The sequence below is a fragment of the Micromonospora sp. KC606 genome, assembly GCF_004348675.1.
Taxonomy (GTDB): Bacteria; Actinomycetota; Actinomycetes; order Mycobacteriales; family Micromonosporaceae; genus Micromonospora.
Genome location: NZ_SMKN01000001.1, coordinates 119,314 through 143,249, shown reverse-complemented (window position 1 = coordinate 143,249; position 23,936 = coordinate 119,314). Strand labels below are relative to the sequence as shown.

Sequence of the window (23,936 nt, the reverse complement as noted above, 5' to 3'; positions counted from 1 at the left end):
GTCGAACATGCGAATCGCGACTGGATGGATCAATCGGAACGCCATGACCGCGAGGGTGCCCCAGATTCATGAAGCCCCAGCTCACAGCAGGTGCGACAGGTATTGGCGCCGTACACGGGTCGGAGTCGCTCGACCCTGCCTCCTGAATGCCGGGTGTCGGCGCGGGGGCCGCACCCCGGCGTCCGAGAAAGCGCGGGCTCAGCCGCCCTTGACGGTGACCGGCAGACCGAGGCGCTCCGCCACCACCGGGACGAGCGTCGCCACGGGCAGCCGCAGGTCGAGCACCACGCCTCGTTCGTCCGGGCCGAGGGTCTCCAGGGCGTCGGTCTGGGAGTCGAGCAGGCTCGCCGGCATGTAGTGGCCGGCACGCAGTGACATCCGCTCCCGGATGACGTCAGCCGGGCCGTCCAGGTGTACGAAGTCGACCGTCGGCGGTCCCTTCCGCAGGACGTCCCGGTAGTACCGCTTGAGTGCGGAGCAGGCCAGCACCGTCGAGACGCCCTCCCGGTGCCGGGCGGTCATCCAGCCGGCGAGGTCGCGCAGCCATGGCCAGCGGGCCGCGTCGTCCAGGGGCACACCGGAGCGCATCCGCGCCACGTTGGCCGCGGTATGGAACTCGTCGGCCTCGCCGAAGACGAGTCCGGTGGCGTCGGCGAGGAGCCGGGCCAGGGTGGTCTTTCCCGCGCCGGAGACGCCCATCACGACGACGTGCCGTGTGAGGGCGGGGTCACCAGTCATGGACGGTGCCGTCCTTGAGCCGGTTGAAGGGCAGGTAGGCCGGGACGTACGGGAAGCGGGCGGCGGCCTCCTCGTCGATCTCGACGCCGATACCCGGCTGCTCGCCCGGGTGCAGGTAGCCGTCGGTGAAGGTGAACGACTGCCGGAACACCTCGTTGGTGAGGGATCCGTGCCGCATGTACTCCTGGATGCCGAAGTTGTGGATGGCCAGGTCCAGGTGGAGCGCGGCGGCCATGCCGACCGGGGAGATGTCGGTCGGGCCGTGGATGCCCGACTTGATCTGGTACTGGGCGGCGAAGTCGAGCAGCTTGCGCAGGGCGGTGATGCCGCCGGTGTGGGTGACCGCGGACCGGACGTAGTCGATGAGCTGTTCCCGGATGAGGGTCTGGTAGTCCCACACGGTGTTGAAGACCTCACCGATCGCCAGCGGGGTGGTGGTGTGCTGGCGGACCAGCCGCAGCGCTTCCTGGTTCTCCGCCGGCGTGCAGTCCTCCAGCCAGAACAGGTCGTACGGTTCCAGCTCCTTGCCGACCTTGGCGGCCTGGATGGGGGTCATCCGGTGGTGACCGTCGTGCAGCAGGGGCAGCTCCGGGCCGAACTCGTTGCGGACCGCCTCGAACACGCCGGGCAGGTGGCGCAGGTACGCGCGGGTGTCCCAGTCCTCCTCGGCCGGAAGCGGGATGCGCTGCGCCGGCTCGTAGTCGTACCGCTTGCCGTCGGCGCTGGGCTGCGCGGCGACGCCGTACACGGCGTTGATGCCGGGCACGGAGGTCTGGACGCGGATCGACCGGTAGCCGTCCTCCAGGTGCCGGCGGATCGAGTCGAACAGCTCCGGCAGGTCGCGGCCGGAGGCGTGCCCATACGCCATGATGCCGGTGCGCGACGCGCCGCCCAGCAGTTGGTACAGCGGCATGCCGGCCGCCTTGGCCTTGATGTCCCACAGGGCGACGTCGACCGCGGCGATGGCGGCCATGGTGACCGGCCCACGCCGCCAGTACGCCGAGCGGTACAGGAACTGCCAGGTGTCCTCGATGCGGTGCGGGTCCCGGCCGATCAGCAGCGGTACGACGTGGTCGCGCAGGTACGAGGCGACCGAGAGTTCCCGCCCGTTGAGCGTGCCGTCACCCAGGCCGACGATGCCCTCGTCTGTGGTGATCTTGAGGGTGACGAAGTTGCGGTCGGGGCTGGTGACGATGACGTCGGCAGCAGCGATCTTCACGGAGGGGTGCCTTTCTTCACGTGGTGTGGCGGCGGCTAACGGAGGACGCTTCCGGTCTCGTGCCCGTCGAGGAGGGACAGTTCGGCGCGGCGGGGCAGCCCCTCGTAGTCACCCCGGCTGGAGACCGCGAAGGCACCGAGGGTGGCGGCGCGACGCAGGCGGCCGGCGAGGTCCAGCCCGTCGAACCACCCGGAGAGGTAGCCCGCAGTGAACGCGTCCCCGGCGCCGACGGTGTCGACGGCGGTCACGGCCAGCACACCGGCGTGCTGGACACCGTCCGGGGTGTGCGCCCGGGCACCGGCGGCGCCCAACTTGACCAGGACCGTCCGCACGCCCCGCCGGAACAGCTCCGCCACCGCGGTGGACTCGTCGGCTCCGGGGGCACCGACGAGGTCCAGCTCGTCGGCGGAGGCGATGACGGTCGAGGCGGACCATGCCAGCGGGGTGAGCGCCTCGCGGGCGGTATCCCGGGACCAGAGCCGAGCGCGGTAGTTGACGTCGAGGCAGACCGGCACGCCCGCCGCCGCGGCGGCCTCGGCCGCCCACCGGGTGGCGTCTCGGGCGGTGTCGGACAGCGCCGGCGTGATCCCGGTCAGGTGCAGCATCCGGGCTCCGGCGGACAGCGACGCCCGCAGGTCGTCGGCCCGCAGGGCGGACCCCGCCGACCCGGACCGGTGGTACTGCACCCGGGTCAGGTCGGCGGTGCGCTGTTCCACCAACATCAGGCCGGTCGGGCGATCCGGATCCCGGGTCACCCCATCGACGCCGATGCCCTCGGCGCGCAACCGCCGCAGCACGTACTCGCCGAGCTCGTCGGTGCCGACCCGGCCGGCCCACGCGGCCCGGTAGCCCAGCCGGGCCACCCCGACGGCCACGTTGGACTCAGCGCCGGCCAGGTGCATGGTCAGCGGTCCGCCGGCGGCGAGCGGACCGGCCGAGCGCAACGACACCATGGTCTCACCGAAGGTGAGCAGGTCCGGTGCGGTCATGAGCCCACCGGCCCGCGTACCGCGGCGAGGTAGGTGCGGGCCCGGGCGCGCAGTGCGGCCAGGTCGCCGCCGGAGGCGGCGTCGCCGACCAGCGGACCGCCGACGCCCACCGCGATCGCGCCGGCTGCGAGGTAGCCGGCCACGTCGTCCAAGCCCACGCCGCCGACCGCGACGAACGGGATGTCCGGGAACGGGTCGCGCACCGCCTTGAGGTACGCCGGGCCGCCGACCGACGCCGGGAACAGCTTGATCGCCGACGCCCCCATCCGCGTCGCGGTGTACGCCTCGGTCGGGGTGAGGGCCCCGGCGGCGACCGGGATCCCGCGGCGGGCCGCCTCGGAGATCGACTCCACCACGGCCGGCGTGACCACGAACTGCGCGCCGGCGGCGGCCACGTCGGCGACGTCGGCGGCGGTGAGTACGGTGCCGGCTCCGACCACGGACCCCGTGGGCGCGACGGCGCGCAGCGCCGCCACGGCGCGCGGGGCGTCCGGCGTGGTGAGGGCCACCTCGACGAGGCGTACCCCCTCCTCCAGCAGGGCGGTCCCGGCGGCGATCGCGCCGGCGGTGTCAGTGCCGCGAATGACCGCGAGGATGCGGGCAGCGGCGAGTTCGGCGGTGAGGTTGACGGTCATGTGATCACCATTCCGCGTAGGAGCCGTCGCGGTGCCGCCAGGTGGGGCTGCGCCAGGCGTGGCCGCGCTTGTCCGCCGTCCGCACCGCGTGTTCGTCGATCTCGATGCCGAGCCCGGGAGCGGTGAGCCGCTCGACGTACCCGTCGACGAACGTCAGCGGGGTCTTGTCGAGGCAGTAGTCGAGCACTTCGGCGCCGAGGTTGTAGTGGATGCCGATGCTCTGTTCCTGGATCAGGTAGTTCGGCGTCGCGAAGCCGACCTGCAGGCAGGCTGCCAGGGCGATCGGCCCGAGCGGGCAGTGTGGGGCGAGCTGCACGTCGTACACCTCGGCGAGCGCGGCGATCTTGCGTACCTCGGTGATGCCGCCGGCGTGCGAGAGGTCCGGCTGGGCGACCGCGATGCCGGCCTGCAGCACCGGCAGGAACTCCTGCCGGTTGTAGAGCCGCTCCCCGGTCGACACCGGCGTGGTGGTGGAGCGGACGAACTCGGCGATCAGGTGCGAGTTCTCCGGAACCACCGGCTCCTCGAGGAAGAACGGCCGGAACTCCTCGAGCAGTGGCGCGATCCGGCGGGCGGTGGCGAGGGTGAACCGGCCGTGGAAGTCGACCGCGACGTCCCGCTCGTCGCCGAGCACCTCGCGGGCGGCGGCCACCCGCCGGACCACGCCGTCGAGTTCGGCGACCGAGGCGACCGCGCTCATCCGCCCGGACGCGTTCATTTTCACCGCGGTCAGGCCGCGTTCGACAGCGGCGCTGATCTGGTCGCGGACCTCGTCGGGCTCGTCGCCGCCGACCCAGCCGTAGATTCGAATCCGGTCCCGGACCGGGCCGCCGAGCAGCTGGTGCACCGGCGCGCCGAAGTGCTTACCGGCGATGTCCCACAGCGCCTGGTCGAGCCCGGCGACGGCGCTGGCCAGGATCGGTCCGCCCCGGTAGAACGAGCCCTTGGTCAGCACCTGCCAGTGGTCCTCGATGCGCAGCGCGTCCCGGCCGACCAGCAGCTCACTGAGCTGTTCGACGGCGGTGCGGACCGTCTCGGAGCGGCCCTCGCACGTCGCCTCGCCCCAGCCGACGATTCCGGAGAAGGTCTCCACCCGGACGAACAGCCAGCGCGGCGCGACGAGGAACGTCTCGACCCGTGCGATCGTCGTCATGCCTCAGCCCTTCGTGGCGCCGGCGGTGAGGCCGGAGACGATGTACTTCTGCACGAACAGGGCGATGAGCATGATCGGCAGGGTGACCACGGTGGCCGCCGCCATCAGGCCGCCCCAGTCGATGCTGGCGTAGCCGATGAAATCGAAGATCGCGACGGGCAGCGTCTTGGTGTCGGCCCCGGAGAGCACCAGGGCGAACATGAAGTTGTTCCAGGAGAAGATGAAGGACAGGATTCCCGCGGTGGCGACGCCGGGCACCGACAGCGGCAGGGTGATCCGCCGGAACGCGCCGATGTGGGTCAGTCCGTCGACCAGGGCCGCCTCTTCGAGTTCGGTGGGAAGGCCGTCGAAGTAGCCCATCATGATGTAGACCACCAGCGGCAACGACACGAACATGTGGCTGAGGATCAGCACGGTGTACCCGCCGACCATCTGCAGATTCGAGAAGACGTAGTACCAGGGCACCAGCAGCGAGACGCCGGGGATCACCCGGGCCATGAGCACGACGAGCGCGGACTTCTTCATGTTGAAACGGCTCATCGAGTACGCCGCCGGCACGCCGAGGATCAGCGAGAACACGGTGGCCGCGAGCGCCACCCAGAGGCTGTTGCCGATGAACTGGACGTAGTTTGCCTGCTGGAGGACGGTGTCGTAGTTGTCCGGCGTGGGCGAGAAGGCGAAGGCCTTGCCAGTGTCGTAGATGTCGACGTTGGTCTTGAATGACGCGGCGACCATCCAGAGCAGCGGCGCGACCAGCGAGAACACCACGACGGCCAGGGCCACCGCCCGGAACACCTTGAACGGCCTGCTCGGCTTCATCGCTCCAGCCCCTTCTTGCGGTAGGTCAAGGCCCACATCACCCCGATGATGATCAGGAAGAAGATGATGAGGACCGTCGATGAGACGCCGTAGTCGTTGTAGTCGAAGCTGAGGCCGTAGGCGTAGACGTTCAAGGTCTCCACCTCGTGAAAGGATCCGCCACCGCGGCCCTTGGTCGCGTAGAGGATGTCGAAGGTCTTCAGGGCGTCGATGCCGCGCAGCAGGATCGCAACGATCACGGTGGGCATCAGCAGCGGCAGGGTGACGTGCCGGAAGCGCTGCCAGGTGCTGGCGCCGTCGATGAGCGCCGCCTCCTGCGGCTCGTCGGAGAGCGACGTCAGGCCGGCGAGCAAGATCAGCACGACCATCGGGGTCCACTGCCAGATGTCGATGAACATCGTGGTCGGCAGGGCCGAGTTCTGCCCGGCCAGCCACGGCTGCGGGCCGATGCCGAACCAGCTCAGCATCTGGTTCGCCATGCCGATGTTGGGGTCGAAGATCAGCCGCCACATCATGCCGACCGCGACCGGCGTGGCGACGAGCGGCATCAGGATGGCGACGCGGACCCACTTCTCGCCCCGGAACGGTCGCCACAGCAGCAGGGCGATCGCCATGCCGAGCACGACCTCGACAAGGAGCACGACGCCGGTGAAGAGGATCGTGCGCCACACCGCCGGCCAGAACCGGTCGGTGTCGGAGAGCACCTCCAGGTAGTTCTGGAAGCCGATGAACTCGCTCTCGGCGCGTACCGACCCTTCGGCATCGGTCAGGCTGAGGTACCCGGTCCACGCGACCGGAAAAATGATCAAAACGGCGACGAACACCATGGCGGGCGCCGCGAAGAGCCACTTGCGGTGCGCGTTGGCCCAACGCGACCAGGCCGACGCCGCCGGGGACGCCGGGCGGGTCTCGGACGGTCTGCTGACGGGTGTGGTCACGGCTGACATGAGGGTCTCCGGGGTTCTCAGGGCGGCCAGGGTCCCGGCGCGGGTGGCGAAGCCGGTCAGCCCCACCACCCGCGGTCGGACTACTTCGCCTCGTCGTCGAGGAACTTCTGGAACGCCTCGTTGGCCGCGTCGGCCGAGGCCGCCGCGTCCTTGCCGGTGATCGCGTCGACGATCGGCTGGCCGACGATCTCCCGCGCCTGGGCGACCTTCACGACCAGCGGGCGGTCGTGGCCGACACCGTTGGCGGTGCTGACCTTGGTGGCCTCGGCCAGGTCCTGCGGAAACATTGCGGTGCCCTCCGGGTTCGCCCACACGGAGGCGCGGGCGCCGGGGACGCCGGCCTTCTGCTGCGCCAGCGACTGCTCCTTGCCGGCCGCCCACTGGATGAACTTCCAGGCGTTGTCCTTGTTCTTGGACGCGTCGTTCACCCCGAGCGCCCAGGACGGGATGTTGTACGGCTTCGAGCCGGCCGGGCCGGCCGGGAAGGGGGCGAAGCCGACCGTCTCGGAGACCTTCGACTTGGCCGGATCGGTGGCGTTTCTGTAGAGCGAGTTGGCCTCGGTGTAGAACGCCGCCTTGCCCTGGGTGAAGATCGCCATCGCCTCGGACCAGCTCATGTCGGTGCTGATGTTCTCCGGGCCGTGCTGGCGCAGCAGACCGCCGTAGTACGCGTAGGCCTGCTTGGCCTGCTCGGTGTTGACGGAGGCCTTGCCGCTCGCGTCGACGAAGTCGCCCCCGAAGCTGTACAGAAAGCTGGAGAACTGGGTCACGGCGGCGGCCTTACCGGTCCGGGACACGAAGCCCGCCACGCCCGGGTTGTCGGCCTCGACCTTCGCCGCCTGGGCCTTGAGCTCGTCGAGGGTCTTCGGCGGGGCGGTGAATCCAGACTTCTCCAGCAGGTCCTTGCGGTAGTAGAGCACCTCCTGCTCGGTGATGATCGGCACCCCGACCAGCTTGTCCTCGTACGTGGTGGCCTGCACCGGCCCGGGCTGGAAGTCGCCGAACTCGAACGCGCCGTCCGACTTGGCCTTGTCGGTCAGGTCGGCAAGGTACTTGTTCCGGGCGAACAGCTTCCCCTCCTGCAGCGGCCGGTACATCATCACGTCCAGGTCGGTGGATCCGGCGTTCAGCTTGACGTTGTACTGGTCCGACAGCTGGTCCTCGCCGAGCTGCGTCACCTCGACCTTGAGGCCGGTCTGCTTCTCGAACTCCGGCAGGGCCTTCTTGATGTTCTCCGTCCAGACGTGGTTGACCAGCGTCACGCGGAGGGTGTTCGACCCGCTGCCGCCGTCGTCACCGCCACCGCAGGCGGACAGGCCAACGGCGACGACCATGGCCAGAGAAGTGCCGATTATCGATCGACGTCGCACGCTATCTCTCCTTCTGTCCCGGTCGCTGCCCGGGTAGGGCGCCAACCCCGGTGTTTACATCCGCTTAACATCCGGATGCTAGGCCGAAAAAGCAGATTTATTCAAGAGGTTGATCTAACTGATATGCTCCGTGGCGTGGAACCGCACTCCTCCGGGGGCGTAGCCGGCCAGAACGCCCCTACCGAGGCCGGGCTGCACGCACGCGTACTCGATCACCTCGGCACGGCCATCTGCGGTGGCGATCTCCCGCCCGGGTTGGTCCTCAACATCGACGATCTCGTCGACCGGTACGCGGTGTCCCGCTCGGTGGTCCGCGAGGTGTTGCGGGTGCTCGCCTCGATCGGCTTCATCGAGACCCGCCGACGCGTCGGGGTCATGATCCGCCCGCCGGACGCCTGGAACGTCTTCGACCCGCAGGTGATCCACTGGCGACTCGCCTCGGCCGGCCGCATCGCCCAGATCCGCTCGATCACCGAACTGCGGACGGCGGTGGAACCGCACGCCGCCTGGCTGGCCGCCGGCCGCGTCGGTCACGACGAGGCGAGCGAACTCGTCGGCCTCGCCGCGAGGATGTGGGCCGCCGGCAAGGCCGGCGACGAGGAGCGCTTCCTGCGTCTCGACATCGAGTTCCACCGGCGGGTGCTGGCCGCCTCCGGCAACGAGATGTTCGTCAAGCTCCAGAACCTGGTCGCCGAGGTGCTCAGCGGCCGACACCACTACAACCTCATGCCCCACCACCCGCACGAGCAGGCCCTCCAACTGCACGCCGACGTGGCTCAGGCGATCCAGCGGCGCGACGGCGAACGGGCCCGCAGCGCGATGGTCCAGATCATGGAACACGCCTTCGACGAGATGAAGGCCATCTGGGAACAGACCGCCGATCCGGCAGTCCCGCCCACCGCAGGCGACGCGCGCTGACCGGCTTGCGTTGGGTGAGCCGCCAGCGCTTCCCGAACGGGTCGTCGAAGGCGGCGATGGCCAGCGTGCGGCTGTCGCCCGCCAACCATGGTCGCAGGTAGCCGTCGACCAGTCGCGCCAGCTCCCGGTCGAACTCGCGACCGGGACGCCGTCGGCGACCGTACGGACGGACAGCACGAAGGACTGTGTGGTCAGGAAGACCGCGCGGGCCGTGAGGTCGGCGTCGTCGGCCCGGATCGAGCCGTCCTGCTGGCCGCCGACCAGCGCCGCCGCGATGGACATGGATTTGGAGGTACACCCATGAAGCTGGAGGGTGGGACCGGCAGTGCCGCCCGGGCCCGTCCGACTGGCAGGGTCATGTAATCAAACTGTCTGGTATTCCGGCGGGTGGCCATGACCTGAGAGCTTGGCGGCTGCCTGGCGATTGGAGGCGCCGTCGGCGACGAGGGCGAGGACTTGGAGTTCGCGGTCGGTAAGGGCGGCCTTGGCCGGTTTGCGGACCTGGCCCATCAGGCGGCCGGCGACGGAGGGGGACAGGACTGGCTCGCCGGCGGCTGCGGCGCGGACGGCGCGTAGGAGTTCGTCGGTGGGGGCGTCTTTGAGGAGGTAGCCGGTGGCGCCGGCCTCGATGGCGGGCAGGACGTCGAAGTCGCCGTCGAAGGTGGTCAGGACGAGGGTCTTGATGTGGGGGTGGGAGTGGCGCAGGGCGGTGATGGCGGAGTCGAGTTCGAGGATCTAAAGGAGTTCGCCGGTGCGCTCGGCGACGACGGCGGGGGGCAGGCCGCGCAGCAGGCCGAGGTAGGTGAGGACCTCGCGGCCGGTAAGCCGTTCCGGCATGGCGTTGCCGTCGGGCAGCACGCCGATCAGTTTCTTGGCCCGGACGGTTGCGCGCCAGACGTCCACGCCGAAGATCTCGGCGCTGCCGGCGTCGGGGCGGAGCAGGCCGACGGCCATGGCCAGGGTGGTGGTAGTGCTTAATGATTACCTTTGGTAACGGAGCCAGCGCATCGCATCCGAGGTGCCCGTCGCCACGGGATCCGAGCTCTCTCCGAGCTGTTACTGCTCCGGAGTCGAGGAGTTGATGAGTCCTTGGAGGGCGGTGCGGGTGTTGAGGAGGCTGGCGATGCGTTCGTCGTATGATTGGAGGTGCTCAATGAGGGTGGGCACAGCACATGGTTCGAGCCGGCCGGGTTCGTGGATGCACTCCAGCAGCTCGGCGATCACACGAGTCGGCAGGCCGGCCTCCAGCAGGAGGCGGATGGAGCGGACCTGCTCTACAGCCGAGGCCTCGAAGAGCCGCTGCCCGGTCGTAGAGCGCTCGGTGGCCAGCAGGCCTTGGTTGTCGTAGTAGCGCAGCAACCGCGGGCTCACCCCCGTGCGGGAGGCCAGCTCACCAACGCGCAGCATCTGCCTGTCCTGAACGCTTGCCTTTGACACTGGTGTCAGCTCCTACATTCTTGGCATGGCTATCTCGCTCACTCATCTCAACGGTAAGCCCGCCACCGCCAAGGACCTCGCACCGCTGGCCTTCGCCGGCTACGCCCACTTCACCGCGATGCAGGTCCGCGACCGGGCTGTCCGGGGCCTGGATCTACACCTGGAGCGCCTGCGCCGGGCGAGCGAGGTGCTGTTCGGCCAGCACCTACCCGACAGCCGGGTCCGCGAGTACCTGCGCGCGGCCATCGACGCGAGTGGACCGGATGTGTCACTCACCTGCTTCGTCACCTCCCGGCCAGGGGAGTTCATGGCCACCAGCCCTGACCTGAGCCTGGACGTGCTGATCAAGCTCACCGATCCGGCCCAGCCGCCTACCGGGCCGATTGCCTTGGACATCGTCCACCACCAGCGGCACCTGTCTGGCATCAAGCACGTCGGCGAGGTCAGCAAGACCTTGTACCTCCGGCAGGCCCAAGCCCGCGGCTTCGACGACGCCGCTTTCGAGGACAGTGAGGGCCGGTTGAGCGAAGCGACCATCTGGAACATGGCCTTCTGGGATGGCGAGCAGGTCATCTGGCCGAAGGCCGACATCCTGCCCGGAGTAACCATGCAGACCGTCACCCGCCAGCTCCAAAACCTCGGCGTCCCTCAGCAGACTCGCGAGATCCGCCGAGCTGACCTGAGCAAGGACATGGCCGGCGTCATCATGAACTCCTGGACCCCAGCCATTCCTGTCTCTCGCCTGGGAGACAGGCAGCTTGCGAACGGCGACAACTTCGCCCAACTCCTGCACAAGGCCTACCAGACCGAGCCCCCAGCCCAGCCCTGAAACCGGTGTGAGCAGTTGGTTGACCGCCATCCGCTGCCAGGCGAACAGGTAGCGCTGCCGGACTACTGTTGCTCTGCTGACTCGCGTCAATGCGATCGCGGCGGGCGCGGGCGCGGCGCAACGCCGAGCGCCGTCAAGAAGGTGCACTCTCTTCGGCAAATCCGTTTGTTTCTCGACGGGACGCTCGGCTGCTGATGCTGAGCGATGTGGTCGGCGCAGGGCTGCGTTACGCCGATTCGGTGGTCCAGTCCGGCGCGTACGTAGCCGCATGTAGCGCCCATGCCATCGTTCCGCCGGGGCATCGGCCAGGCTCTGGTACGGCCTTCGCTACGTACGATGTCCGCAAGGTCAGCCGCGAAGCGGCGGGTCGTATCGGTGAGGTGTGCCTTCGCCATCTGGTCGCCCTGATCGGCAAGCGCCTGCAAATGGTCCAGGCGGCCCTGGTGCTCCCGAATCTGTCGGTGCTGGACTGACGAGATCCACGACAGATCGGCCGCGGGAGCGAGCACGAGCACGTCGGGCACGACATGTTCGGCCAGGGCCGCGGTGACCCGGTCATGGCCGTCGAGCACCAGCAGCGTTTGCAGTCCGCTCACCCACCACAGCAACACCGGAGGCAGGACACCCTCGCGATACTGACGACGGTAGGAACGCACCCGGCCGGCGTCCACCGCCGATAGCCGGCGCAGCGGTAGCACGTCCCGCTGGTCCTCGTCCGGATCGCCGTAACCGAACCAGGTGATGTGACCCTGGTCAGGGTCAACCACGCGCAGACGCTGCCAGTGCGTGGTGACAGCCCACCTCGGCATGCCCCAGGCCAACATCCAGCGCCCGGTGTGCAACGGCCCGTCAACCCCGGCCTGCAGCCAGCCGGTGAACTGATGCGTCCACCGCGCTGCCCACGACTCCTCATCCTCGCTGCTCGCACGCAGGCGCCGGGCCAGCGCAGCCGTGATCGGCGGTATCGGCGAGCGGTACCGACCGGTCCGGGCGTAGTACACACCTCGATGCATCGCCCGCTGTCGACCCAGCAACACCACCCGGTCGTCCTGACGCAGCAGCAGCAGCAGCCGCCGGCCGCCGGCAACCTCGACGCGCAGACACGGACGGACCGGTACCTCCACCTCAACGACAGGCCCAGCCCAACGGCCACCGACCGCCGCAGGCAATCGGGAGGGCGTCACGCCGCCATCGTAAAGCCACGCACCAGGCTGGACGATCAAGACTCCAACGACGCCTCCACCGAGACCCGCAAGGACCGGCGACCACGCCCACGACACCAGCCGACGACGGTGAACCCAGATTCGACACGAGCGTTTGACCCACCGCACCCTCCTCACGGAGCGTGATGCTCGGTCTGCGCTATGAGCGACGTCTATTCGTCTGGGTGTCCGCAGGTCAGTTGGAGGTGACGTAGCCCGGGGCTGAAGGTGCCGACGTGGTCGGCGGTGCCATGGTGTGCTTTCGATGGTGTGAAGCGGCCCTTCGCTGACGGCGACGTCGCAGGCGCCGCCGAAGGAATTCTCGGCCAGGTTCCCGGTCACCTGGTGCTCGGCGGCCCAGGCGAGTGCGGCGTCCAGCGTGTCGAACACGCCGCAGGCGTGCCGGGCGCGGTCGCCGTGGAAGATCCAGATGGTTGATCTGAGCGGGCTGCGCTGGTCGCTGGTGGGCCTGCGGCGCAGGCCCTCCGGCGTGAAGGAGAACGAGTCGGGAAGGTTGCCCGGCCGGTGGCGCACGGCCAGAACGACCGGTTCGGGATGCACGCCCTGCAGCCAGGTGTCGGGTGCCGCGTTGGCGAACGCGTTCCACAGGTGGAAGCAGATCAGGTCGTCGTCACGGGTCGGCAGTGGTGTAGGCAAGGGGGGCGACCCCGGCACGGCGCAGAATCGCGTGACACGTCGACGACGGGATGTCCAGCCGGCCGGCGATCCGGGCTGGCCTTCACCGCTTCTTCACCCGCAGGTGAAGCACCTTGCGCTCCACCGGTGGGCGCGTCCGGTTCGGGGACCGGCGCGGGCGGCTGGACTGGTCAGCCATGCCCGCGATGCCTTCGGTCCGGTACCGGTCAGCCCACCGCTTCGCGGTGTTCACGCTGACCTGGAACCGTTCCGCGGCCCGCCGCAACGGCCAATGATCGTCAACCACGCAGCGCGCCAGGCGCAGCCGATTGCGCTCGGTCAGGGGTGCGTTAGCGTGGGGCACGAGGACCTCCCGGGTGTGCGGAACCTTCGACAAGCTCCACCTCACCCGGAGGTCCTCACCTATTTCAAGATCCCAGCCCTGTCACCAACGTCCATGGGCAGAACATCTCGGGGCTGGACGTTGGTGACGTGCACGGGCGTGACCAGCGGAGGCTATCGGTTGGTTCCTAGTAGTGCCTTGCTGAGGACTGCCCGGATGTGGTCTGGGTCGGCATCGTGGTCGTCGAGGAGGATTGCTGCACATAGCCCGTCGCAGAGTGCGACGAAGGCTTCAATGGCATCAGGGTCGTCCGTCTGTGTTTGGGCGAGTTCTGCGACGTTGTCGCGCCAGCTTCGCGCTGCGGGGCGTAGGGCGGGGCGGCGAGCCGCCAGGGTCGACAACTCACGTTCGGCGAGCGCGCGCTCACGGCCTGGTCCCGCTGATTCAGCGATGAGCCGGGCGAGCCCGTCGAGAGGGTCGCCCTCGGTGTCGATGAGTTGGCGGATGCGGCGGGTGTACGCGTTGGTGACGCTGGTCAGGGCGGCAACCAGCAGGTCGTCGAGTGTGGCGAAGTAGTAGAGAGTCAGGCTGGTGGTGATCCCTGCCTCTTTGGCGACGGTCCGATGGGTCACGCCAGCGGCACCGTCGCGGCGGACGATCGTGAGCGTCGCCTCGATGATCTGGGCTCGGCGGCGTTGACCGCGCAGTTTGCGCCCATCGACCGTGTCTTGCTCGTCCGTCATTGTCCTCACCGATCATCGCTGCTCAGGCGAGTTGAGGTTATCGGCTTCGTCCCAGGGTTGGCGTCGCCGATCGGGCGAATGTGGCGCAGCGTGCTGAAGCAAGCGACTGATGCTCCAGCGATTGCGATACCCGCGGCGATCGCGGCGGTGTTGAGTCCGCTGGTGAACGCTTCCTGCGCGTGTCGGAGAGCCCCTGCTGGCAGCTGGTCCGCCATGGATGTTGCGCCGGAAAGGCTGTCGTTGTAGGGCTCGGCCACGGATCGGGTCAGTCCGGGCCGAGCCTCGGCCGCCGTCCGGTAGATCGCCGTAGTGAGGCTTCCCAGGAGCGCGACCCCGGCCGCGATCCCGAGCTCTTGCACGGTCTCCGACAGTGCGGCGGCTGACCCGGATCTCTCCGATGGCGCCGCACCTACGACGATGTCGGTACCCAGTGCAGCGATGACTCCGAGGCCGAGATAGAGGAACGCGAATCCGGTGACCACACTCAGCTTGCTGTCGGTCCCCGCGAAGGCGAGGAAGGCATATCCGATGAGGGACAGCGCGAGGGCGGAGCCCATAACGCCCCCCGGCGGTATGCGAGTGGCGATCAGGGGCGCACCGATGCCCCCGATCAGCATGGCTAGTGCCGGTGGCCCCATCCACAGTCCGGCTGCCGTGGGCGAGAGGCCCTCGACGAGCTGCAGGTGCTGTGTGATCAGGAACATCATTCCGCCGAAACCGGCCAGGCCGATCAGCAAGACTGTCAGGGCGGCGGAGAAGGCCCGGTTGGTGAAGAGCCTCATGTCCAGCAGCGGCTCTTTCAAGCGCAGTTGGTGACGGACAAACGCGACCGCCGAGCCGCCACCGAAGAGAACAGCGGCCCATGCCTGGATGTCGATGCCGTGTGCGGCGACATGCTTGATCGCATAGATGGTCGAAAGCATCGCTGCCAGAGACAGGCCGACGCTCAACAAGTCGAGCCGACCGGCGTCGGTCCGAAACTCTGGCAGCAGCGTTGGTGCAGCAGCCAGCACGAACACGCTGATGGGTACCGCGATAAGGAAGGCTGCACCCCACCAGAAGCTGGCAGCCAGGACACCGCCAACGACCGGTCCGGCTGCCATTCCAAGCGCGAACATCGTGGCCCATGCACCGATCGCCAACGCCCGCTGCCGGGCGTCGGTGAACATGTTGCTGACCAGGGACAATGTGGACGGCATCAGCGTCGCTCCGGCCACTCCCAGCAGTGCCCGCGCCATGATCAGCCAGAGGGCGCTGGGGGCGAACGCCGCCAGAACCGAGGCCGCGCCGAATGCAGCCATGCCGATCATCAGCAGGCGACGGCGCCCGATCCGGTCGCCCAGCGTTCCCATGGTGATCAGGAACCCCGCGATGAGGAATCCGTAGGCGTCCATGATCCACAACGTCTCCGTTGCGGTGGGATGCAGGTCCGCGGCCAGGCTCGGAACGACGAGGTATAGCGCCGTTACGTCGAGCCCCAACAACACGGTCGGCAACGCCAGCACCGCGAAGCCGGCCCACTCCCGCCACCCAGCGCGTGACGACAGTTCCGTCCCCATCTCACCCTCCAACCTAGTTGAACGTACGTACTAGTTGTACCATCGTTCCACATGAGATGTGAACGAGCCGGAACGGTGACTCACAGGAACGCACCCCTCAGCGTGGAGGGCAGACGACGCCTGGTGACGAGGTGCAGGACTCGGCCGATCACCCATGTCGCTGCGGAGATGGGGATGTCTCGGGCGTGCGCCCCAAAGTGGGTCAACCGGTGGCGCCGCTACGGCGAGGTAGGCCTCCTGGACCGGCCCTCAAGCCCACACACCAGCCCGAACGCAACACCACCCGAGGTCATCGAACGGATCGAGACCTGGCGCAGGGACAACAAGTGGTCCGCCCAACGGATTACCGACGAGCTACGCGGTATCGGCATCAGCGTCCACCGCCGCACAGTCACCAGACACCTCGCCTGCCTTGGACTCGGACAGCAGTTCATCGACCCCACGGGGGAGAACAACCGCAAGTAGGGCAAGATCACCGCCCGCTGGCCCGGACACATGGCCCACCTGGACGTCAAGAAGGTCGGCCGGATCCCCGACGGTGGCGGCTGGTGCGTCCACGGCCGCGACAGCGACCAGGGCCAGGGCCGCTGGCCGAGCAAAGTCAGCTGGCGCGAAGCGCGGCTATGTCTACCTGCACTCCATCGTCGACGGCTTTTCCCGGCTGGCCTACACCGAACGCCGATGCCCTGCCTGGTCAGGTGTAGGCCGTCTCACGGCACTAGGTCCAGCTCGGGCAGTTCGAGGTGGCGCTGAAGGTCGGTAACGAGGTGGTGGAGTTGGGTTTGGTGGTCGAAGGTGAGGTGCCAGGTGTAGTAGTGGCGGTCGGCGCGCCAGCCGGGACGCCAGTAACCGTGGTCGGTGAGTTCGGGCAGGTTCTGTTAGGCGGCCCAGCGCTGCTGCAAGCTGGCCAGTTCCCGGCTACTCATGCCGGCGATCGTAGGCCCGGTCGCGGCGCGGTGCCGAGGTGCGTGCGCTGGGCGAGCAGGTCCGCGACGGCCTGCAGTTGCGGGTGGTGGCCGAAGGGCCGGGCGGTAGTGAGGAGGTGGCGGGTGCGGTGGTGGACCGATTCGAAGTGGTGGTCGGCGGTGAGGGTGAGTGCCTGTAGCGCCAGTTCGGCTGCCTGGTCGAGGTCGCCGTCGTGCAGGTGTGCGGTGGCCAGGTCGAGGCGGCTGAGTGCTTGCGGGCCGCGCAGGTGGGCGCTGTCGAAGGCGCCGATGGCGGTGGTGAGGTGGTCGGTGACGTTGGTGGTGTGGCCGAGAGCGAGGTAGGCGGTGGCGGCGTTGGCCGCGGTCCTTGCGGGGCAGTAGGGGCCGAGGGTGAGGCTGGTGCTGACCTGCCCGTTCGGCGGGTGCTCGGCCAGCAGGGCGAACGCGCGCTCGACGCAGCGGTCGACGCCGTGCCGGTCGCCGAGGCGGGCGAGCGCCCGCGCCTGCCCGTTGATCGTGAGGCGGATCCGGTGTGGGCTGGTGCCGGCCTGACGTAGGCCGTCCTCGGCGTAGGTGACAGCGTCGTGCAGGTCGCCGGTGTAGAAGGCGACCAGGCTCTGGGTGGCGCGGGCCCAGGCCTGCAGGTCGGGTTGCTGGGCGGCGTGAGCAAGATCGTATGCCTCGGCGGCGTAGGCGCGTGCGATGCGCAAGGCGCGTAGGTCGAGGGCGAGGGCGGCGAGGAGCCCGGACAGGTGGGCGGCGGTGGTGTAGAGCCGGGCGCGTTGCGGTGGGTGCTGCCGGGCGTCCATCAGCTGGTCGACGCAGACCCGCAGCGGACGCAGCCGGGCCACGAGGGTGGCCGGTGGGCAGCGTTCGTTGTTGTCGATCGCATCCCGGACTTCGTGTCCCAGGTACGCCAGCCGCGCGTCGTCATCTGTCGCGGTGGTCAGCGCCAGTCGGCGCGCGGTGATGTGGTCCTCGTGCTCCCACACGGCATTCCCGGTAGTGGAACAGGTGCGGCTGTCCAGGGCCGTCGGGCTGTGGCGGCGTTGGTGGTCCAGGTCAGCGATGCGGTCGTACTCGGCGGTAAGCACACCACCTGTGCGCAGCACCTGGTCGCAGCGGGTCCAAAAGGACCGCTCGGGGTGCTGCCGGCCGGTCTCGGTGTTCGCCACGGAGCTGCGCCCGTACTGCACGAGCCGAGCGAGGCCGTGTTGGGTGTGGCCGGCGGCCTTGCGCAGGTGGGCGAGGTGGCGGCCGAGCGCGCGACGGGCGGTGGTGATCTGGTCGTGGTCGGCCATCGCTGCCACCCCCGGTCGCTGCGGTCACGATGAGCCGACACCGTAGCTGCCCCCTGTGACACTTTCGGGCCACAGGAGACTCTCTCCCCGGGGGTCGGCGTGCGGTAATCGCCAGGTCCCTGCGCCGGTGCTGACGGTTCGGGCTGGCGGCGTTATCGATGCCGGCGTGGTGTCGGAGTGGGTGTCGGAATCTGCCGACAATGTCGGCGCACGGCGCTGCGGGCGTGTCGACCCGGAGGCCGCATACCGTCCCTGCATGCCCTCCGAACGCCGCGACTTCACCGTCGATCTGCCCCGTAAGCGGTTGGCCGCGGGGTTGCTGATCACCGACCCGGACGAGCGGGTTCTGCTGGTGGAGCCGGCATACGAGGCGCAGTGGGAGATTCCCGGCGGGTGCGTCGAGGCTGACGAGTCGCCGTACCAGGCCGCGATCCGAGAAGGCCGTGAGGAACTCGGTTTGGACCTGTCGGTGGGTCGGTTGCTCGTCGTGGACTGGGTGCCCGCCCGCGATGGCCGCACCGAGGGCGTCATGGTCATCTACGACGGCGGCGCCCTGGACGCCACCGCGGCGGAACGGATCGTGGTGCCGCCCGGCGAGTTGAAGGGCTGGGCGTGGTCCGACCCGCCCCAGACCGGCCAGCGGTTACCACCGCTGCTGGCCCGCCGGATTACCCAGGCGCTGCACGCCCGAGCTGACGGGTGCGCCTACTACCTCGAAGACGGCGTGCTGGTCACCTGACCGCAGACCGCCCGGGCTTCTCTCGGCAGAGGCAGAAGCGTCCGCGGCACCAGTCGCCATCACCGGCGGGGCACCTTCGCGTCCCGCCGTCCGCCCATCGAAACACCACAGCCGCAGCCCACCGTGCTCACTTTCGGGAGGTACCTCCATGTCCAAATCTGGCCACCCCGATCACACGCCCGTCCGTCCCGAGCCATCCCAGCGGGATTCGGTTTTGCCGGAGTTGCGGGAGATGTGGTGGGAGACCGGGGTGCGGGCACAGGCCGGCCTGTTCGCGGTCTTCTCCGAGCTGCCCCGCCTGGTCGGGGCCGCGCTCGTGGTCAGCTGGCGTGCTGACCGCCTCCGCACGTCGATTGTGGCGGCCACGACGGTGGGCGCGGGGGTGATGTCGGCGTTCGGCCTGCTCGCGGCGCAGCGGGTGCTGGTGGAGTTGTTCGCCGGCGGGCCCACCGCGGACAAGGTGCTCGCCGCGCTGCCCGCCCTGGTGGCTCTGGCGGCGGTGACCGCGCTGCGTGCCGGCATGGCCACCGGTATGGGGTACGCGCAGAACGGGCTCACGCCGAAGGTGGACCGGGAGGTCGAGCGTGGGCTGTTCGAGGTGACCACCGCGGTGCGGTTGGAGGCGTTCGACGCCGACGCGTTCGCCGACGACATGGAACGCGCTTCCCGCGGCGCGGACTCCACGACAGGGCTGGTGCAGTCGTCGATGAACCTGCTCGCCGGCCTGGCCGGTGTCCTCGCCGTCGCGGTCGCCGTCGTGGTGATCCACCCACTGCTGCTGCTCGCCCTGCTCATGGCCACCGTCCCGAACGGGTGGGCGTCGCTGCGGGCCGGGCACCTGCGCTACCAGACCTACGCCGCCGGGTCGGTACGCCGCCGGCGGTTGTGGCTGCTGCACCGGCTGATGGCCGAACGGGACTCCGCCCCCGAGCTGCGCTCCTACGGTCTGCGTGGCTTCCTGCTCGACCAGTACGACCGGGTCATGGGCGTGGAAACCGGCATCCAACTCGCCCTCGCGCGGCGGGTCACCACGACCACCACCGTCGGCGCCATGATCGGCGGGGTGGCCACCGCCGTGGTGTACGTGCTGCTCGGCCTGCTGCTCGTCGACGGGCAGATCCCCCTCGCCGCCGCCGCGACCTGCGTCATCGCCGTCCAGTCCGCGCAACGCTCCCTGGCCGTGGTGACCTTCCAGATCGACCGGGTCTACACCGAGGGCCAGCACTTCCGCGACTACACCGGCTTCATGACCCGCGCCGCCGACTACCTGCCACCGCACACCAGCCCGGGCGCGGAGTTGCCAGCAACAGAGCGGCTGCGGGAGATCGCTGTCGACGCGGTGAGCCTTTGCTACCCCGATCGCGACACGCCGGCCGTCGACCAGGTCACCCTGACCATCGGAGCCGGGCAGACGGTGGCGTTCGTGGGGGAGAACGGCTCCGTTATGTGATCTGTCAACGCGTCCAGCGGCGTGGTGTCTCATGCCGGATCGGGTCCCAGTAGTACAGGCCGACTCGCGCGGACCGGAATGTTGTGATGGCTTGTTTTCGGGGTGGGTTTTGTGGCAGCTGGCTCCTGGGCCGATGCTTGGCGCCTGCGTGCCGTCGCGGGGTCTATCGCAGACGGTCGTCTGCGATAGACCCGAGTACCTCTGGCGTCGACGACGCATCGACCGACGCTCGCTGAACTCAGTGGGAGTTTTGGTCGGCACGCGCGATAGGCATGTAGGTCGGGGCGGCATTGGTGGTCAGGAAATTCAGGACCATGTCGCGCACCGCGTCGGCGTGTTCCATCAGCAGCAGGTGGCTGGCGTTCGGCAGTACGGCGAGTTCGGCAGTGGGCAGCGCCCGGTAGAGCGCCACCGTGTGGTCGAGTGTGACGAGGTCGTCGTCGCCGGCCAAGACGAGGGTGCGGGCGGTCACGGCGCGCAGGTCGGCCGGGTCCGGGCCGGGCTCCGTCGCCACCGCATGGACGATCTTGTCGACCACGACCGGGAAGTGGTCCCGACCGTCGGGTGACACCTCGGCGTAGGCGTCGACGATTTCGGCGGGCATCTCGCCACCGGCTGACGGCTTGAAGATCAGTCCGTCGAGGTCGTAGGCCGCGCTGATCAGGACGAGACGTTCGACCAGGTCGGGGCGGCGCATCGCCACCTGCAGCGCTACCGTGCCGCCGGCGCTGTAGCCGACTAGCCGGGCCGGGCCGCCGACCACCTGCTCCAGGAACGCGATGGTGTCCTGCGCCATCAGCTCGATGGTGATCGGGCCGGGCGCATCGGGCGTGCGGCCGTGGCCACGCCGGTCCGGCAGGTACACCCGGAACGTGTCGGCGAGGCCGTCGAGGTTGGCGGTGAAGCAGCGGCTGTCGGTCAAGCCGCCGTGCAATAGCACCACCGGGTCGCCGGCGCCGCGTTCGTCGTGGCACATGTCAACGATGTTGGTCATGCACTACATACGACGCGGCGGGTCCAAACTCATCGGCAGACCGAACAATGCGAACAGAGACGGATCGAGGTACGACGTCGTAGCCGCGATCAGCCCGTCCCAGACATCCAGGATGACCAGGCCGAACGCCTGCCCGTCTCGGTACTGCCCGAACGCCGGTGAGCCGTTGGCCGCGGTGCGGACCAGCCGGTCATCGGCACACACCCCGGCCGCGCCCAGCAGGACCGCCCGGATCGCCTCCCGGCCGTCGAGCCACCAGGCGAACGGCGGCATCGACATCGTGGCGTCCTCATGCAGCAGCGCGACGAGACCATCGACGTCATAGGCAGTGAACGCCTCGACGTACCGCCGAAGCAGGTCCTCGGCCACCTCACCGGTCCCACCCGGGCGGTTACGGGCGGACATGGTGGTCCGCGCGCGCTGCAGGGCACTGTTGACCGCGGCCGGGCTCATGTCGAGGATCCCCGCGACCTCCTGCGCCGACCAGCAGAGCACCTCACGCAGGATGAGCACCGCCCGCTGGCGCGGCGGCAAGTGCTGCAGGGCAGCGACGAACGCCAGCCGGATCGTGTCGCGCTGCACGGCAAGCTCCGCCGGATCCCCGTCGACAGGGAGCACGCGCCGGTCCGGGACCGGTTGCACGAAGGCGGCGGCACTCAACGGCGTACCCAGGACACCCCCGACAGGTGAGGACGGGCCGAGATCCATCGCGAGAGCACGCCGCTGCACGCTGCGGGCCATGTCGAGGCAGACGTTCGTAGCGATCCGGTGCAACCAGGTACGCAGGCCCGCTTTGCCCTCGTCGAAGCGGTCAGCGTGGCGCCAGGCGCGAATCAGGGTCTCCTGCACGGCATCCTCGGCCTCGGCGACGCAGGCGAGCATGCGATAGCAGTAACCGGTCAGTTCGACCCGGTGCGCTTCCAAACGATCCTCGAACATCACCTGCCCAAAATAATGACCATTCCCAACTTGACTTCAAGATCCCACCCGCGGGGCCGGCCGTGTTGTTGGGCGGCCCGGACACGACGAACGCGACCATCGGAGAGGACACCAGCATCGTCACCGGCGCGTCCGCATCAGTGCAGGTCAGCCATATCCGTTGGTCTTTCGGCCCGTACGGGACTGCGTAGATTTCCGTGTTTGAGCTGGGTGTGGTCCGTTGGACAGGACGTCGATCCTGTCCGGGAAGGACCACGTCATGGCAGACAAGAAGAACGCTGCTCCACTTCCGCAGCCGACGGCGGCGGAGGTGGAGTTTGCTCAGCAGTTGGTCGAGCGGGCCAAGGCTGACGGGGTGTCGTTGGTCGGGCCGGGTGGGCTCCTCGCGGGGATCACCCGCACCGTCCTGGAGTCAGCCCTTGATGCGGAGCTGGATGCTCACCTGGACGAGGCCGGCGTTGACGAGGCGACTGGCCGGCGGACCAACGTTCGTAACGGGCACGGGGCGAAGACGGTGCAGACCGAGGTCGGCCCGGTGCGGATCCAAATCCCGCGGGATCGGGCGGGTTCGTTCACCCCGCGGATCGTGCCGAAACACGCCCGCAGGTTGGACGGGTTCAACGAGGCGATCCTGTCGCTGTATGCCAAAGGGTTGACGACCGGGGAAATCTCCGCCCACCTGGCCGATGTGTACGACGCCGACGTGTCCCGGGAGTTGATCAGCCGGGTCACCGACAACGTCGTGGACGAGATGGAAGCCTGGCGGCAGCGGCCCCTGGACCGGATCTATCCAGTGGTGTTCATCGACGCACTCGTGATGAAGATCCGTCAGGGGCAGGTCGCGAACCGGCCCGTCTACGTGGCTGTGGGTATCAGCCTCGGCGGGGAACGCGACGTGCTCGGGATGTGGGCCGGCACCGGCGGGGAAGGCGCCAAGCAGTGGGCCGGCTACCTCACCGAACTACGCAACCGCGGTGTCGAGGACGTGTTCATGGCCTGACTGCGACGGCCTCAAAGGCATGACCGACGCCATCGAGCAGGTCTGGCCGCAGGCGGTGCACCAGCAATGTGTCGTCCACCTCGTGCGGGCATCTCTGCGGTACACCAATCGCAAGGACTGGCAGAAAATCACCCCCGCGTTGCGGGAGATCTACACCGCCCCCACGGTGGCCGCGGCGGAGGCCCGCTTCGAGACGTTCGCCGCCGAGTTCGGCGACCAGTACCCGGCCGTCATCAAACTGTGGCGGACCTCCTGGCCGCAGTTCGTGCCGTTCCTCGACTACGACCACGAGGTCCGCAAGGTCCTCTACACCACCAACATCATCGAGTCCCTCAACGCCCGGTTCCGGCAAGCCGCCCGACGACGCGGGCACTTCCCGACCGAGCAGGCCGCGATGAAGGTCCTCTACCTCGTCGTCCAACAGAAACGTAAGGGCGGCGGGAGTATCACCGGCCGGGTCTACGGTTGGGCCAAAGCTCTCAACGCCCTGATCCTCGCCTACGGCGACCGGATCGCCATCTAACAACCTCGATCACACCACAGGCCCAAACACGGAAATCGCCACACTCCCGGACTTGGTGCGGTCCAGTCCTCGGCTGATGCGGGCACTGGCCGTGGTGCGGGACTCGGGGCTGCCGGACGCGTGGATCGGTGCCGGGGTCCTCCGCGATCTGGTGTGGGGGTGCCGCTACGGCGACGGGTTCGACCTGCGGGACGTTCGGGACGTGGACGTGGCCTTCTTCGACCCGGCCGACCTGAGTCAGGACAACGACCAGCGGGCCACTGCACGGCTGGCCGCGCTGGAGCCTGGCCTGCCGTGGGAGGCGAAGAACCAGGCCGCCGTACACACCTGGTACCCACAGCGGTTCGGCGGAGGACCCGTCCCACCGTTGCACGGCATCGCCGACGCGGTCGCGACCTGGCCCGAGTACGGCGCAGACCGCAGGGTTTACCGTGGCCGGTCGAACCGGTGCCAGCGCGCACCGGCCGGGGCTTTCACCGCCGGCGGTGACGGCCGGCCTTGGTTGGCCCGGAGCCGATCGGGCCAAC

General features: G+C 68.8%; 19 protein-coding genes and 8 pseudogenes. 8 read left to right on the top strand and 19 right to left on the bottom strand.

The window, feature by feature from the left end; genetic code table 11:
- Positions 1-198: 198 nt before the first annotated feature.
- The 8 genes from E1193_RS00725 to E1193_RS00690 all read right to left on the bottom strand — a co-directional run bounded on the left by E1193_RS00725 (position 199) and on the right by E1193_RS00690 (position 7,870).
- The gene (locus E1193_RS00725) at positions 199-738 is read right to left on the bottom strand and encodes a gluconokinase (RefSeq protein WP_132179167.1); all 540 of its coding nucleotides are present in this window, start codon (positions 736-738) and stop codon (positions 199-201) included.
- Positions 728-1,957, bottom strand: a complete 1,230-nt coding sequence (gene manD, locus E1193_RS00720; protein WP_132179165.1) for a D-mannonate dehydratase ManD — start codon at positions 1,955-1,957, stop codon at positions 728-730. Before manD ends, E1193_RS00725 begins: the two co-directional genes overlap by 11 nt.
- Positions 1,958-1,992: 35 nt before the next feature.
- Positions 1,993-2,946: a sugar kinase gene (locus E1193_RS00715; RefSeq protein ID WP_132179163.1), complete on the bottom strand. Its 954-nt coding sequence runs from the start codon at positions 2,944-2,946 to the stop codon at positions 1,993-1,995.
- Positions 2,943-3,581, bottom strand: a complete 639-nt coding sequence (locus E1193_RS00710) for a bifunctional 4-hydroxy-2-oxoglutarate aldolase/2-dehydro-3-deoxy-phosphogluconate aldolase (protein WP_132179161.1) — start codon at positions 3,579-3,581, stop codon at positions 2,943-2,945. Before E1193_RS00710 ends, E1193_RS00715 begins: the two co-directional genes overlap by 4 nt.
- Before the next feature lie 4 nt (positions 3,582-3,585).
- Positions 3,586-4,734 (bottom strand): galactonate dehydratase, encoded by a 1,149-nt coding sequence (gene dgoD, locus E1193_RS00705; protein ID WP_132179159.1) that lies wholly within the window; start codon positions 4,732-4,734, stop codon positions 3,586-3,588.
- Positions 4,735-4,737: 3 nt separating this feature from the next.
- Positions 4,738-5,553, bottom strand: coding sequence for a carbohydrate ABC transporter permease (locus E1193_RS00700; protein ID WP_132179157.1), 816 nt, complete (start codon positions 5,551-5,553; stop codon positions 4,738-4,740).
- Positions 5,550-6,491 carry a sugar ABC transporter permease gene (locus E1193_RS00695; RefSeq protein ID WP_243707185.1) on the bottom strand — a complete coding sequence of 314 codons (942 nt, stop codon included), beginning with the start codon at positions 6,489-6,491 and terminating at the stop codon, positions 5,550-5,552. Before E1193_RS00695 ends, E1193_RS00700 begins: the two co-directional genes overlap by 4 nt.
- 89 nt (positions 6,492-6,580) lie before the next feature.
- Positions 6,581-7,870: a sugar ABC transporter substrate-binding protein gene (locus E1193_RS00690; RefSeq protein WP_243707184.1), complete on the bottom strand. Its 1,290-nt coding sequence runs from the start codon at positions 7,868-7,870 to the stop codon at positions 6,581-6,583.
- A gap of 135 nt (positions 7,871-8,005) precedes the next feature.
- Here E1193_RS00690 and E1193_RS00685 point away from each other — a divergent pair, with 135 nt between their 5' ends.
- Complete coding sequence (locus E1193_RS00685) at positions 8,006-8,788, top strand: FadR/GntR family transcriptional regulator (RefSeq protein ID WP_243707183.1); 783 nt, start codon at positions 8,006-8,008, stop codon at positions 8,786-8,788.
- An 88-nt stretch (positions 8,789-8,876) separates the two neighbouring features.
- On the opposite strand, the pseudogene E1193_RS32725 reads toward E1193_RS00685, so the two are convergent.
- The 4 genes and pseudogenes from E1193_RS32725 to E1193_RS00670 all read right to left on the bottom strand — a co-directional run.
- A pseudogene (locus tag E1193_RS32725) lies at positions 8,877-9,064 on the bottom strand (TetR/AcrR family transcriptional regulator); the annotation flags it as partial.
- Between the two features lie 126 nt (positions 9,065-9,190).
- Positions 9,191-9,469 (bottom strand): annotated as a pseudogene (locus E1193_RS32720) (DNA-binding response regulator); the annotation flags it as partial.
- Between the two features lie 57 nt (positions 9,470-9,526).
- Positions 9,527-9,757 (bottom strand): annotated as a pseudogene (locus E1193_RS00675) (ABC transporter ATP-binding protein); the annotation flags it as partial.
- Between the two features lie 87 nt (positions 9,758-9,844).
- Complete coding sequence (locus tag E1193_RS00670) at positions 9,845-10,195, bottom strand: MerR family transcriptional regulator (protein WP_132179153.1); 351 nt, start codon at positions 10,193-10,195, stop codon at positions 9,845-9,847.
- Between the two features lie 55 nt (positions 10,196-10,250).
- On the opposite strand from E1193_RS00670, the gene E1193_RS00665 reads away from it, so the two are divergent.
- Entirely contained in the window at positions 10,251-11,054 is an 804-nt protein-coding gene (locus E1193_RS00665; RefSeq protein WP_132179151.1) for an aminotransferase class IV family protein, read from the top strand.
- Positions 11,055-11,140: 86 nt separating this feature from the next.
- On the opposite strand, the gene E1193_RS00660 is transcribed toward E1193_RS00665, so the two are convergent.
- From E1193_RS00660 to E1193_RS00645, 4 genes and pseudogenes are all read right to left on the bottom strand, one after another.
- On the bottom strand, positions 11,141-12,913 hold the full coding sequence (locus E1193_RS00660) for a hypothetical protein (RefSeq protein ID WP_132179149.1): 1,773 nt from the start codon (positions 12,911-12,913) through the stop codon (positions 11,141-11,143).
- A pseudogene (locus tag E1193_RS00655) lies at positions 12,906-13,256 on the bottom strand (leucine zipper domain-containing protein); the annotation flags it as partial. The gene E1193_RS00660 and the pseudogene E1193_RS00655, both read right to left, overlap by 8 nt.
- A gap of 152 nt (positions 13,257-13,408) precedes the next feature.
- Complete coding sequence (locus tag E1193_RS00650; RefSeq protein WP_132179147.1) at positions 13,409-13,978, bottom strand: TetR family transcriptional regulator; 570 nt, start codon at positions 13,976-13,978, stop codon at positions 13,409-13,411.
- A gap of 5 nt (positions 13,979-13,983) precedes the next feature.
- Complete coding sequence (locus E1193_RS00645) at positions 13,984-15,537, bottom strand: MFS transporter (RefSeq protein WP_132179145.1); 1,554 nt, start codon at positions 15,535-15,537, stop codon at positions 13,984-13,986.
- 75 nt (positions 15,538-15,612) lie between these two features.
- Between E1193_RS00645 and E1193_RS32715 the strand changes: the two are divergent.
- A pseudogene (locus E1193_RS32715) lies at positions 15,613-16,213 on the top strand (leucine zipper domain-containing protein); the annotation flags it as partial.
- 879 nt (positions 16,214-17,092) lie between these two features.
- Here E1193_RS32715 and E1193_RS33900 read toward each other — a convergent pair.
- A pseudogene (locus tag E1193_RS33900) lies at positions 17,093-17,764 on the bottom strand (helix-turn-helix transcriptional regulator); the annotation flags it as partial.
- A gap of 256 nt (positions 17,765-18,020) precedes the next feature.
- Here E1193_RS33900 and E1193_RS00625 point away from each other — a divergent pair.
- A complete protein-coding gene (locus tag E1193_RS00625) occupies positions 18,021-18,503 on the top strand; it encodes an NUDIX hydrolase (protein ID WP_132179141.1) in 483 nt (160 codons plus the stop codon).
- 148 nt (positions 18,504-18,651) lie between these two features.
- Positions 18,652-19,944: pseudogene (locus tag E1193_RS00620) on the top strand (ABC transporter ATP-binding protein); the annotation flags it as partial.
- A 247-nt stretch (positions 19,945-20,191) separates the two neighbouring features.
- Here the strand turns inward: E1193_RS00620 and E1193_RS00615 are convergent.
- Both E1193_RS00615 and E1193_RS00610 read right to left on the bottom strand, forming a co-directional pair.
- Entirely contained in the window at positions 20,192-20,947 is a 756-nt protein-coding gene (locus E1193_RS00615; RefSeq protein WP_132179139.1) for an alpha/beta hydrolase, read from the bottom strand.
- Between the two features lie 3 nt (positions 20,948-20,950).
- Positions 20,951-21,886, bottom strand: coding sequence for a sigma-70 family RNA polymerase sigma factor (locus tag E1193_RS00610; RefSeq protein ID WP_132179249.1), 936 nt, complete (start codon positions 21,884-21,886; stop codon positions 20,951-20,953).
- Between the two features lie 259 nt (positions 21,887-22,145).
- Here E1193_RS00610 and E1193_RS33610 point away from each other — a divergent pair, with 259 nt between their 5' ends.
- From E1193_RS33610 to E1193_RS32710, 3 genes and pseudogenes are all read left to right on the top strand, one after another.
- Entirely contained in the window at positions 22,146-22,886 is a 741-nt protein-coding gene (locus E1193_RS33610; RefSeq protein ID WP_279433278.1) for an IS256 family transposase, read from the top strand.
- Positions 22,887-22,905: 19 nt separating this feature from the next.
- A complete protein-coding gene (locus E1193_RS33605; RefSeq protein WP_279433277.1) occupies positions 22,906-23,409 on the top strand; it encodes a transposase in 504 nt (167 codons plus the stop codon).
- Positions 23,410-23,485: 76 nt separating this feature from the next.
- A pseudogene (locus E1193_RS32710) lies at positions 23,486-23,803 on the top strand (nucleotidyltransferase family protein); the annotation flags it as partial.
- Between the last annotated feature and the right edge of the window lie 133 nt (positions 23,804-23,936).